The sequence below is a fragment of the Corynebacterium singulare genome (genome assembly GCF_000833575.1).
GTDB lineage: Bacteria > Actinomycetota > Actinomycetes > Mycobacteriales > Mycobacteriaceae > Corynebacterium > Corynebacterium singulare.
The window spans coordinates 782,611-794,295 of record NZ_CP010827.1; the positions used below are offsets into that span (position 1 = coordinate 782,611).

At 60.2% G+C, this 11,685-nt stretch carries 15 protein-coding genes; 8 read left to right on the plus strand and 7 right to left on the minus strand.

The window, feature by feature from the left end; genetic code table 11:
- Positions 1-34 precede the first annotated feature (34 nt).
- A complete protein-coding gene (locus CSING_RS03665) occupies positions 35-643 on the plus strand; it encodes a hypothetical protein (protein WP_042529812.1) in 609 nt (202 codons plus the stop codon).
- A 113-nt stretch (positions 644-756) separates the two neighbouring features.
- Here the strand turns inward: CSING_RS03665 and rsgA are convergent, their stop codons facing one another.
- Positions 757-1,779: a ribosome small subunit-dependent GTPase A gene (rsgA, locus tag CSING_RS03670; RefSeq protein WP_042529814.1), complete on the minus strand. Its 1,023-nt coding sequence runs from the start codon at positions 1,777-1,779 to the stop codon at positions 757-759.
- Positions 1,772-3,079: a 3-phosphoshikimate 1-carboxyvinyltransferase gene (gene aroA / locus CSING_RS03675; protein ID WP_042529816.1), complete on the minus strand. Its 1,308-nt coding sequence runs from the start codon at positions 3,077-3,079 to the stop codon at positions 1,772-1,774. Before aroA ends, rsgA begins: the two co-directional genes overlap by 8 nt.
- Here aroA and CSING_RS03680 point away from each other — a divergent pair.
- Complete coding sequence (locus CSING_RS03680) at positions 3,078-3,740, plus strand: SOS response-associated peptidase (RefSeq protein ID WP_042529819.1); 663 nt, start codon at positions 3,078-3,080, stop codon at positions 3,738-3,740. The genes aroA and CSING_RS03680 overlap by 2 nt on opposite strands.
- A gap of 52 nt (positions 3,741-3,792) precedes the next feature.
- Here the strand turns inward: CSING_RS03680 and ybaK are convergent, their stop codons facing one another.
- Positions 3,793-4,296, minus strand: coding sequence for a Cys-tRNA(Pro) deacylase (gene ybaK, locus CSING_RS03685; protein ID WP_042529821.1), 504 nt, complete (start codon positions 4,294-4,296; stop codon positions 3,793-3,795).
- Between the two features lie 38 nt (positions 4,297-4,334).
- Here ybaK and CSING_RS03690 point away from each other — a divergent pair, with 38 nt between their 5' ends.
- The gene (locus CSING_RS03690; RefSeq protein WP_042529823.1) at positions 4,335-4,970 is read left to right on the plus strand and encodes a sigma-70 family RNA polymerase sigma factor; all 636 of its coding nucleotides are present in this window, start codon (positions 4,335-4,337) and stop codon (positions 4,968-4,970) included.
- Complete coding sequence (gene rsrA / locus CSING_RS03695) at positions 4,970-5,242, plus strand: mycothiol system anti-sigma-R factor (protein WP_042529825.1); 273 nt, start codon at positions 4,970-4,972, stop codon at positions 5,240-5,242. The genes CSING_RS03690 and rsrA overlap by 1 nt, the downstream gene beginning before the upstream one ends.
- A gap of 74 nt (positions 5,243-5,316) precedes the next feature.
- On the opposite strand, the gene CSING_RS14195 is transcribed toward rsrA, so the two are convergent.
- Together CSING_RS14195 and CSING_RS03700 are read right to left on the minus strand one after the other, a co-directional pair.
- A complete protein-coding gene (locus tag CSING_RS14195; protein WP_100227335.1) occupies positions 5,317-5,391 on the minus strand; it encodes a 50S ribosomal protein bL37 in 75 nt (24 codons plus the stop codon).
- An 80-nt stretch (positions 5,392-5,471) separates the two neighbouring features.
- A complete protein-coding gene (locus CSING_RS03700) occupies positions 5,472-5,729 on the minus strand; it encodes a WhiB family transcriptional regulator (RefSeq protein WP_042529827.1) in 258 nt (85 codons plus the stop codon).
- Positions 5,730-6,239: 510 nt separating this feature from the next.
- Between CSING_RS03700 and CSING_RS03705 the strand changes: the two genes are divergently transcribed.
- Positions 6,240-6,740 (plus strand): hypothetical protein, encoded by a 501-nt coding sequence (locus CSING_RS03705; protein WP_042529829.1) that lies wholly within the window; start codon positions 6,240-6,242, stop codon positions 6,738-6,740.
- A 37-nt stretch (positions 6,741-6,777) separates the two neighbouring features.
- Here the strand turns inward: CSING_RS03705 and CSING_RS03710 are convergent, their stop codons facing one another.
- On the minus strand, positions 6,778-8,025 hold the full coding sequence (locus tag CSING_RS03710; RefSeq protein WP_042533108.1) for an Rv3212 family protein: 1,248 nt from the start codon (positions 8,023-8,025) through the stop codon (positions 6,778-6,780).
- A 77-nt stretch (positions 8,026-8,102) separates the two neighbouring features.
- Complete coding sequence (locus tag CSING_RS03715) at positions 8,103-9,488, minus strand: DEAD/DEAH box helicase (RefSeq protein ID WP_042529831.1); 1,386 nt, start codon at positions 9,486-9,488, stop codon at positions 8,103-8,105.
- 114 nt (positions 9,489-9,602) lie between these two features.
- On the opposite strand from CSING_RS03715, the gene CSING_RS03720 reads away from it, so the two are divergent.
- Genes CSING_RS03720 through CSING_RS03730 form a run of 3 tightly spaced genes read left to right on the plus strand, consistent with a single transcriptional unit; the run spans position 9,603 to position 11,611 of the window.
- Positions 9,603-9,824, plus strand: coding sequence for a DUF3107 domain-containing protein (locus CSING_RS03720; protein ID WP_042529833.1), 222 nt, complete (start codon positions 9,603-9,605; stop codon positions 9,822-9,824).
- A gap of 32 nt (positions 9,825-9,856) precedes the next feature.
- Positions 9,857-10,813, plus strand: a complete 957-nt coding sequence (locus CSING_RS03725) for a DUF3152 domain-containing protein (RefSeq protein WP_042529835.1) — start codon at positions 9,857-9,859, stop codon at positions 10,811-10,813.
- 24 nt (positions 10,814-10,837) lie between these two features.
- Positions 10,838-11,611: a hypothetical protein gene (locus tag CSING_RS03730; RefSeq protein ID WP_042529837.1), complete on the plus strand. Its 774-nt coding sequence runs from the start codon at positions 10,838-10,840 to the stop codon at positions 11,609-11,611.
- Positions 11,612-11,685 lie beyond the last annotated feature (74 nt).

The window sequence follows — 11,685 nt, forward strand, 5'->3', positions numbered from 1 at the left end:
GTAAAATCACAGCTCAATCGAAAGGCTCCCTATCATGTCTTCCTCTCGTCTGCGCCGCGTCGTAGCTACCTCTACGCTGTCCGTCGCGCTCATTGCTGGCGGTGTTGTTGCCCCGACCGCAGGTGCGGTGACCACCTCTATCAAGAACGCGAAGTGCACCATCACCTTGAGTGATAAGGAGTCGAGCGACCTGTCCAATGCTGAGTCCAAGGACAATGACGTTGACTCGGGCCTCCTGAAGGATGACTACGAGATTCTGCCGAAGGATGCCGCAGCACGCGCTCGCGCTGTTGAGACACAATCGGATGAGCTGTACCGCGACTTGGCTGCGTATGAGACTGAAGCAGAAATCGGCGATGAAGAATCTGCCAAGCGCGCCAAGAACAACGTCAAGGTCGTTGAGACCTTCCGCGACATCGCTCCGGAGTACGTGAAGGCGCTCAACGCGTGCGCAAATAACAAGGAGTTCAACAAGAAGAAGGACTCGGACAGCGACAACACCTCGTCCAATATTGATACCGGCGGAGCTATCCTCTTCGGTGTGACCGGTGGCCTGACCATCATTCTGATGGCTCTCCGTGCGGCCGGCCCGTTCCTCAAGACGATTCTGCCGCCGCAGCTTGCGAACATGATCCCGGCTTAAGCACATAATTCTTAGCGTTACGCCCTCAGCGTTTAGCCCCTAGCGTGTGGCGTTGAGATGTCCGGCCCGAGGCACCTCCCCAGTACGGAAAGAGGAGCCTCGGGCCTTGTGCGTTACGCCCAGTCCACGTTGGTGCGCAGGGCTGCAAGCAGGCTGCGGACAGCATCGCGGCGGCGGGCAGAGGCGGTGCCATCGTCGATGTTGAGATCCAAGCCGCACTCAGGGTCAGCTGGGGGACCAGCGTGGGTACAGCCGCGGGGGCAGTCCTCGATGGCCTCGGCAAGATCCTCGAAGACGTCGATGACGTTCTCCGCATCGATGTGGGCTAGCCCGAAAGAGCGGATGCCAGGGGTATCGATGATCCATCCGCCCCGTGGGGTGTCACCAGTGGCAGGAAGGCGCAGAGCTACCGACTGCGTCGAGGTGTGACGGCCCTTGCCCACGGCAGAAACCTCACCGGTTTCCCGGTGAGCGTCCGGAACGAGGCGGTTGACCAAGGTGGACTTACCTACGCCGGAATGGCCGATGAGGGCGGTAACGTGGCCGTCGATAGCCGCGCAGACCTCCGTGAGGTCATCGTCCACGCCGGCCTCGACCACCGTGACATTCAGATCCTCGAATTCCTTGGCAAACGGCGTGGGATCGGTGAGATCAGTTTTGGTCAGGCAGAGCACGGGCCGAATATTGCCGGCAAAGGCGGCAATGAGCGCGCGCTCAACAAACCCAGAGCGCGGCGGAGGATCCGCCACGGCGGTGACGATGAGGAGACGGTCGGCATTCGCCACGACGATGCGTTCATAAGGGTCCGTATCGTCGGCAGTGCGGCGCAGGACGGAGGTGCGGTCTTCGAGTTTGACGATGCGCGCCAGCGTATCTTTCTTGCCCGAGGTGTCGCCCACGACACCAACGCGGTCGCCGACCTCCACCGGGGTGCGGCCCATTTCCCGGGCGCGCATAGCGGTAACAACGGGGCCATTATTATCCAGCGCCACTCCCCAGCGCCCACGGTCCTTGGTGATAACCATGCCGAACTTAGCGTCCTTGTGTTTCGGACGGTCCTTCGTTCGCGGACGTGAGCCCTTGCCAGGGCGGATGCGGACATCGGATTCGTCATAACTGCGTGCTCGTCTAGCCATGAACCATGGCCTCCCACATGTCGGCGAAGCCAGGCAAGGTCTTTGAGGTGCATTCGATGTCATCGATGTCCACGCCCTCGACGGCCAAGCCAATGATGGCGCCGGCGGTGGCCATGCGATGATCCGCATAAGCATGCCACTGACCGCCGTGGAGTGGGGCGGGGGTGATGCGGAGGCCGTCGTCAAGCTCAGTGACGTTGCCTCCCAGACCGTTGATCTCCGCAGCGAGCGCTGCCAGTCGGTCCGTCTCGTGACCACGCAGGTGAGCAATGCCCGTGAGCGTCGACGGCGTTGAGGCCAGCGCGCACAAAGCAGCAACGGTGGGGGCGAGCTCACCTATAGCTGACATGTCTAGGTCAATGCCGCGCAGCCCAGACAATCCCTCCGCCGGGCCGGTGACCGTAAGGTGCGGGTCCTTCCGTGGTCTCTGCGGCACATATTCCACGGTGGCGCCCATCTGCTCGAGGATGCTGCGGAATGCATCGCCCGGTTGGCACGTCTCTTCGGGCCAGTGAGGAATACTCACGCTGCCGCCCGCGACGGCCGCAGCGGCGAGGAAAGGAGTGGCGTTGGACAGGTCCGGCTCAATGTGCCACTCGCGGCCCTGAATCGGTCCCGGATGCACGACCCACGTGTTGTCTGCCGCGAAAGCTTCAACACGGGCCTCTCGCAGCATAGAAATGGTCATCGCAATATGCGGCTGGGAAGGCACAGGTTCTCCCTGGTGACGCACGACGAGACCATTGCGGTAGCGCGCCGCAGCCAGGAGAAGGCCGGAGATGAACTGGGAGGACGAGGAGGCGTCGATCGTGACCTCGTATGTGTCCGGGATTCCCCGCGGTGTGATGCGCAGCGGCAGGCTATCGCCGTCCACGTCCACACCAAGTTCTCTCAATGCGGCAGTCATGGTGGACATAGGGCGCTTGCGGGCGTAGGGGTCACCGTCCAGGAGCACCGGACCATCCGCCAGCGCTGCTACCGGTGGTAGAAAACGCATGACGGTACCTGCGAGGCCACAGTCAATCTCTGCGCCGCGAAGCGTTTCAGCTGGGAAAACGCGAAGATGGGGACCCCACGGGACGAATCCCGCTCCCATGGCGTGCAACCCGTCTTTCATGAGTTCGGTATCGCGCGAGACCAGCGGGTTGTAAATGATTGACGCGGAGTCAGCCAAGGCAGCGAGGACGAGGGCGCGATTGGTCATCGACTTCGAGCCCGGGATCTCCTGAGTCCACGACAAAGGGCCGGTGGGTTGGGGTGCACTCCAGAAAGCAGACATGTAGTCCATAATAAAGGGCATGTGCGGAAGATTTGTACTGTTCACTGAGTCCCTCCTTGAGGAGGTCGGGGAGTGGGAATCCATTACTGAGGTCCATGCCCCCGAAGGCCTGCCGCCAGCGCGTTACAACATCGCGCCGACGCAGCCCGTTGCCATCGTGCGGGTGGAGGACAACACGGCGCGGGTCGATCCGGCGCGCTGGGGCCTCCTACCGCATTGGAAGAAGGACATGGATGGTCCGCCGCTGTTCAACGCGCGTGCTGAGACCGTGGCGACAAAGCCCTCTTTCCGTGATGCCTTTAAAGCCCAGCGCTGTGTGATTCCTCTTGATGGCTACTACGAATGGAAGGCTGGAGACGAACCAAAAGCCAAGAAACAGCCCTATTACGTCACTGGTCCACATGGGCTGTTGTGGGCAGCGGGCCTGTGGGCCACGGGAATGGATAGATTGTCCGCCACGATGGTGACCACGGAAGCTACTGAGGAGATGGCATGGCTGCATGGCCGGTTGCCTAAATTTCTGACACAGGATGAGATTGCGCCATGGTTAGCGGGGGAGGCTTTGTTGGAGCCAAGCTCTGTGCACGGCTTCAATGCTCGCCCGGCAGACCCTGCGGTGGGTAACGTCCGCAACGATTACGCCGAGCTTATCGACGAACAGCCGTCCAGTACCCTCTTCTGATTCAAGCGCAGTGGTGCTCACGCATGTGTGATTACTGCGTGGAGCTGGGGACCTATTCGGCAAGAAGATCGGTGAAGGTGACCTCGAGGACGGGGGAGAAATCCTCAGGGTTCATCTCGATATCGAGCCCGCGCTTGCCGCCGGAGACAAAGATGGTGTCCCACAGCAACGCAGTTTCATCGATGGCGGTGGGGAGTACATGCTTGTGTCCGAGCGGGGAGATGCCGCCGGGGATGTAGCCAGATGATTTCGACGCATCGGCAGGTTCGGCCATGGATGCCTTGGAGGCGCCGAAGGCAGCAGCAGCTTTCTTGAGGCTGAGCTGGTGGCTCACGGGCAACACGCAAACGGCAAGGCGGCGCTTAGGACCTTTTCCTGCGGTGAGATCGATAACGAGGGTTTTGAAGATGCGCTCAGGCTCGACGTCGAGAGCCGCTACGGCTGCTTCCCCGAAGTGATCGCTGCCACCATCGAACGTGGTGACGCGGTGCTCGATTCCGGCTTCTTCAAGAATCTTGAGGGCGGGGGTAGCTGCGTGAGGGGTCTTCTTAGCCATGAAAACCACCCTAGCCTGTCAACGCTAGGATGGAATCCATGGCCACAGACACAACGAGTGCGACCGAGACTGCCGAGGAGCAGCGAGAACAGCAGCGGCTGTTTGAGGAGCAAGCCCTGCCATTGCTGGACCAGCTCTACGGTGGTGCAATGCGCCTGACCCGCAATCCCCAGGACGCGGAGGACTTGATCCAAGAGACCTATTTGAAGGCGTACAAGAACTTTAGTTCCTTCAAACAGGGCACCAATCTCAAGGCCTGGCTCTACCGCATCATGACGAATACGTACATCAACTCTTACCGCAAGGCCCAGCGCCGGCCTACTGAGTCTTCTGCGGATGAGCTCAGTGATTTTCAGCTCTACACCACGTCAGGACACGATTCGACCGGCTTGGAATCAGCCGAGGTGGCGGCATTGAAACAGATGCCTGACTCGCAGATTTCCGAGGCGATGAATGACCTCCCGGAAGACTATCGCATGGTCGTGTACTACGCGGATGTGGAGGGCTTGGCCTACAAGGAAATCGCCGAGGTCATGGGAACTCCGTTAGGAACCGTGATGAGCCGGCTGCACCGTGGAAGAAAATTGCTAAGGGCGGCGTTGAAGGACGTGGCACGAGAAAAAGGTATTGGCCGTGACCACCCAGAAATGATGTCAGATACGGAGGAGAAGTAATGGAACGCGCAACCGGACGCAACTGCGGTGCGTGCAACTCTCCGGAGGTCAACGCACTCTTTCGGGAGCTGCTCGACGAATCGACGAGTTATGCACGGGCACTGGCCATTCGTGAGCACATTGCTCAGTGCGATGCCTGCCAGGAACGCCTCGACAGCGAAGAGGTGGTGAGAGCCCTCGTGCGTAAGTGCTGTGGTGGACAAGAAGCACCGCAGTCCTTGCGCCAGCGGATTTCGGTGCAGATCACGCGCACTGAGATCACTTGGCGTTAGGTGCGCAGGATCCAGCAAAGGCCCGTTCCCGCCGTGTGTGCACGGTAGTGGGGAACGGGCCTTCAATGCTGACGTTATGCGTTAGGACGCTTGCCGCGGTTAGCGGACTTCTTACGGCGATCCTTGCGCTTACGGCCACGCTTGCTCATCGCGTACTCCTTCTTTTAAGGGTAAATGAACTTATTCAACTGTAGCGGCAGGGTATGCCGGAGTGCTAATCGGGGTCTGGTTAGGCAGACACGCGGGCACGGGCGCGGCTGCGGTTGCGACGCTTGATTGCGCGGCGCTCCTCCTCAGAGAGGCCGCCCCAGACGCCGGCATCCTGACCGGACTCGAGGGCCCACTTGAGGCATGAGGATGCAACCGGGCAACGGTTGCAGACCAGCTTGGCCTTAGCGATCTGAGTAAGTGCTGGGCCGGAGTTACCGACCGGGAAGAACAGCTCCGGGTCCTCGTCGCGGCAAACGGCTTCGTGGCGCCAATCCATGATTGAAATCTCCTAACAAAATTGTGACAGCAGTGGGCGCACTAAGAACAGCTCACAGCAGTAGCTCACAGCCGTAAACTGTCCCAAGTGTTAGTGGGGTGGAAGTGGACTGGTCTGCGGTCAGTGGGGCCCTGTCTCGAGTTAGGGCCAGCGTCGACGCCGCCTTGGTTCACTTTCTGTTTACTCGGATTTTGCTCCGAGTTACGAACCGGTTTAACGGCTCGTTGTTTTTGCTACCTGAGAATAATGACATGTTTACTCAAAGTGCGCTAGGGGTAAAGGCTAAAAAGTGGCCAAAGTCACTAAAAAATAGAACGCTTGTCGCGCTTACGCCTCCGTCGGCTTGCTGAAAGAAGCCTGCCAATAATCTATCTACCAGCAACAACTCCTTCTGTGTGGTGAGTGTGGTGACCTGGATCGCGTCAAATCCATTCCTGAAGGACTGCCCCCGACATTGCCCACTGGTTCGGTGAACTCTGGGGTGGAGTAAGCGAAGTAGACTTACACAACGTGACTAAGAAGAAGAAAAATACTGGTAGCTCGAAGAAGTCTCGGACGGAGGCGCAGCCGCAGGGGAAGGCTCAAGGGAAAAGCGGGCATACTGCAGGCGCGCCGCGCTCCGTTGTGTTCTCGGCAGGCATCGCGATAGTGCAATCCATCGTGGTCATCATTTTCGGCATCTTCCTTATTGTCCGCGAGGTAACCGGTGCGGAGAATTCCTCGATGGTGTCTGACTCTGGTGCGACGGGGTTTGTGGGACTGGGGACAGCCATCTTCCTCTTTATCGTGTTTGGCTTCGTCATCGTTGGCTCATGGGCCTTTGTGAAGGGCAAACGCTGGGGACGCGGGGCCATCGTGCTCGTGGAATTCATCCTGGCGGCCATCGCCTTCCAAATGTTTAGTGGAGGATCACCGCTTTTGGGTGCCGTCACCTTGGCCAGCGCGGCCATTGTGCTCTACCTGCTCATGGCGGTGCCAGAAACAGCTCACTGGGCAGAGCGCAACTTTTAGAGCGCTTTCTGCCCACCTCCGCCTGCCTGTGCAGAAGCTACGACGCTACAAGGCCCACAGCGGTATCGCCGCGCTGTTCGATAATGGCCTTTCCCGCGAGCGTGAGCGAGATTGGCCCCGTGTAGCCGTCGCGGTCAACGGGGATAGTTCGCTCAGTTCTACCGCTGGACCAGTTCACTACGTCAATGCCCTCCTCGGTGGGGACTAACAGGCGCTCACCCAGGGTAATGCCCGTTCCAAGAGCATTGTCGAGAACGTGATCAACCTCCAGCGCGGTAGGGGTGAAGAGGTAGAGACGCTCGCCATCGAACCAGGACATGTGGTGGGGGAGATCTGCAATCGCCGGCGCAAACGGCGAGGCAGAGTCCGTAATCGCGGTGGAGGGTTCAACCTCCGTGGTGGACACGACTTCGCCGTCGAAGTTGTAGGAGATAATGCGCGGCGTGTCGGCGGGGAGGTACACGGCGGCGGCTTCTTGGCCAAAGGCGACAAGACGTGCGCCAGGGTCAGAAATCTCGATGTCCTTGGTAATTTCTGGCTTTCGGGAATCTTCCGGGGTGGCTTCTTGAATGCGCAACCACGTGGAATCTGGGGAATCGGGGCAGGACTCGGTAACAGCTAAAGACTCAGTACGTGTCAGTGCTGATGTAATGGAGCAGTCCTCGTGGGGCTGCATATTTGGCTCCTGTTTGGCATCGACATCACCGTATTCAACGGTGCGCACGAGATCTGAACGCCACAATTCGACGCGACCAGTGGACACGGTTCCCACGCGGTCATTGGACGTAATGGGGACGACCTCATCGGCGCTGCGCGCGCTGCGCGTATCCGCGTACTCGCCGTTGGCGGCGTGCAGGGCCACGACATCACCACAGCCCACGCCTGTCCGATAGGTCGCCACAACCTTGTTCCACGCCGTGCCCAGTGAGCAAAGATCAGCATCGCGGCGCTCGTAAGACCAGACCGTATTCCCAGCGGAATCGGTGGCGGAAAGAGTGTCACCTTCGTGGCTAATCAGGAGTCCCTTCGAGGACACTGCCCGAGACTGGCCTGGCATCAGGGTGTTGGGCACGGAGAAAGACTCGGTGAGGGAGTCTGGGATGACGTCGAGAAGCTCCGGCTCCGCGTCGGTAGAGACGTTAACGGCCGGGGTGAGCTCCGCTTTGTGAATGGGGGCAGTGATCACTGCACCGCCGATGGCAATGGCGCACACCGCACTGATGATGCCGACGGCCGTCCAATCTGACTTGGTTGAGCGCAGAATCGGGGCCTTCCTTGGGGGCATAGTTGAGGGCGTGTCCTGCGTCTGCCCGGAGTTATCATCCTGTGGCTGCACGAGGTTATCGTCCTGCGCCTCTGGGCTCATCGGCGTCCTCCTTGACGGGAATTGCGTTTGCGGGAGCGGGTGCGGCGAGAAGCACGCGCGGAATCAGTGGCAGAGCGGCGCGATGAGGGTGACCTGCGCGGTGCCCCTAACACCTTGGTTGCGGGGCCGACAGTGTCCTCGGCATCTGCCGGAATAGCGAGAGCCTCAGCGAGTTCCGGGGATGTACTGAACCACTGGGGCGGCTCCGGCTGACCCAAATCGAGTTCATCATTGATGATGCGCCATTTGCTCAGTTCATCGTAGCCCACCAGTGTTGCAGCGGTCCCGGTATGCCCCGCACGGCCGGTGCGACCAATGCGGTGAACAAACGTCATGGGGTCATCGGGGACCTGATGATTGATGACGTGCGTGACATCATCGACATCGATACCGCGTGCAGCGACGTCCGTGGCGACGAGAATCTCCACGGTTCCCTCGCGGAAAGCGGACAGGGAGCGTTCACGTGCAGTCTGGTCCATATCGCCATGGACCGCGCCCACGCTAAAGCCGCGCTGCGCTAGCTCATCTGCTACCACCGCGGCTGCGCGCTTAGTGCGGGTGAAGATGATTGTTCGTCCGCGTCCCTCGGCCTGCAAGATTCGACTCAGCACGGCGACCTTGTCCATGCGGTGAGCTTGGAAAGTGACCTTGCGAGTGGAGGAGTGGGTCTGCTGGTCATCGCCGGACTCAGCCCGAATGTGGACTGGTTTGTTAAGGAACGTGCGGGCCAAGGTAACGATGGGCCCAGGCATGGTGGCGGAGAACAGCATGGTTTGGTGCGGGTTGCCGTGGAGAAGAGTGAGAATCTTCTCGATGTCCGGCAGGAATCCCAAGTCCAGCATCTCGTCAGCCTCATCGAGAACGAGGACGCTGACCTTGTCGAAGGACAGATGCTTCTTCTGGCACAGGTCGAGCAGGCGGCCCGGGGTGCCCACAATGACGTCTGCGCCGGCCTTAATCTGCTTGATCTGTTCTTCGTACGGGCGGCCTCCACACAAGGTGATGACGCTGAGGGGCAGGTTCTCGGCGGCAACGCTCAAGTCCCCGCTGACCTGAATGGCGAGCTCACGCGTCGGCGCGATGACGAGCGCGCGGGGAGTCCCATCCAGTTCGGGAATGTCGGCATCATCGAAAACCCGGTCCAGCAGAGGGACCCCGAAGCCATAGGTCTTGCCCATACCGGTGCGGGCCTGGCCGATGAGGTCGTGACCGCTGAGAGCGATAGGTAGCGTGAGCTCCTGGATTGCGAAGGTGTGCGTGATCCCACGTGTGGCCAAAGCATCGCAGATCTCGGCAGCGACGCCGAGCGCGGCAAAGGTGGGGGATTCACTGGTACTCCCGCGCTGATCGCGGGAAGCGTTCGAGGTTTTCGGGGCATGCACACCTTGATAGTAGAGGACGTGGCTATAGTGGGGCCATTAGAGCGCTGGAGCGCGGGCGCCTGCCTGCGTCCCTCCGGCGAATGACGTGCGAACGATTAAAGGAGTACAGAAGGTATGGACATCAAGTTTGGATTCGCTGATACGGCCCGTGAGCTGGTTATTCATGCTGAAGGAAAGCAGGAAGATCTCGCGCACACCATCAACGGTGCTCTGGCGGAGAACTCGACTTTGGAGCTGGAGGATGCGAAGGGCCGCAAGTTCATCGTTCGCACCGACCGCGTGGTGTACGTAGAAATCGGCACCGCACGAGCTCACACCGTGGGCTTCGCGGGTTAAGTACGCACAAGCCGCAACAGCGGGTAGCCTAAATGGCCATGGACAATCCCGCGCACACTGATCAGCGCCCCCAGCAGCCCGTCCAGCGCACCTCAGCGCTGACGCGATTTGCCCGTGACTACGGCTGGTGGCGCGTGGTGGCGATCCCCGTCATGGCGGTCATCACGGTGTGGATTATGGTTGATATCCTCCGATCTCCGTCGGAGGACGCACTGGAGCCGACGGCAGGGGAGGCCGACACAACGACAAGCGTCGTTGAAACGACCCCTGCGCGCCGAGGGCCGGATCCTGCCAATGCCAGCGCTGTTGCAGCGGCAAAGGATGGCCTTCCCGCCGGCGGTAAGTTTACGGAACAGGGAGAAGAAACCTACCGTGACGCCGGCCCGTCCACGATGCACGTTGGCAAAGGCGGCACGAATACAGTCCGATTCTCCGTCGAGATTGAGAACGGCGTGGACACGTCCGCATATGGTGGCGACAGCGCAGTGGTAGCGCTTGTCGACGCCACCTTGTCCGACCCCCGCGGTTGGACCGCCGCTGGTGAGTATGAGTTCATCCACGTTAAAGCGGACGATAATCCCGATACCCATATCCGCTTAACCTCGTTGGGCACAACGGCAAAGATGTGTGGCGCGCAGCTGCACACTGAGACCTCATGTCACACAACGATTACCGGAGAATCGGCGGTTTACCTCAATGAATCGCGCTGGGTGCGCGGTGCTGCGCCCTATGAGGGCGACCTGGGTAATTACCGCCAGTACCTCATCAATCACGAGTTCGGCCATGCTATTGGCTACGCAGCCCACCAGCCGTGCGGCGGTAACGGTAAGCTAGCGCCGGTCATGATGCAGCAAACGCTCAGTCTGAATAATGCTGAGCTCTTCACAAAGGACCCGAATGAGGTGTATCCGGATGAGGACGTGACTTGCGAGCCAAACCCGTGGCCCTATCCGAACCCGGCTAACCACGACCACAGCAAGCCGGAATAGCCCAACAAGAAGGACTGAAGAACCATGCCGCTGCCGCCCGAACCTGTCCTGGCCACGTTCAACGCTGAGGTCCGCTCCCGCCGAGCGGGCGGTGAGGTGCTGGGGCCTGCCTGGGATAACGGCATCCTCGTTGGCGATGTCGTGTTTGCTGAAGCGCGCGACTGGTCCGGCTGGTCTGCCAAAGTCCGTGACAAGCTTAGTGTTCCCGGTATGCGTATCGCCCGTCCTGTACTCACTACAGATGGCCGCTACACTGCTGCTGGCTGGAAGGCCACGCAATTTGTCCCTGGTCAGCTGCGCGGGCGTATTGATGAGACAGTGCACGTGGCACTGCGTTTAGAAGCCGTCCTGGCTACCGCACCGCTTCCTACCTTCGGCCAGCGCGACGACATCTTCGCCCGGGCAGAGCGTGCTGCGTGGGAGGAGACAGGTGAGGCTTATTCGGACGCCGAGCTTGCACAGCTTCCGCTAATGACCGCACATGTCGATGTCGTGGGGACGACGATTTTCTCTGGGGCACATCCCCCTGCGGTGACCGATATCGTGCCCTCGGCGGCTCCTCGCCCGCAGGGTTGGTCTGCAGCGTTGGTCATGGTGGATGGACTTATCGCGGACGCCGTCGACGCGGATATCTGTAGCCGCTTTGCTGCAGTGCCGGGCCTGCGCCAGCTGTTGCTGCGTGCCGTGGCGTACCGTCGCTACGTCAATACTCTGCATCCTTCCTCGAAGTCGACGGTGCGTTCGAATATTGAGAAGGTGGAAGAGGCCCTCGTGTCCGCGGTATCTGACAGACTATAAGGCGTGAATTACAGCAGTCAGTCCGCCACCCGCGCCGGCGTCACGCTTCCTCCATCGCCGGATGTCCGCCTCGT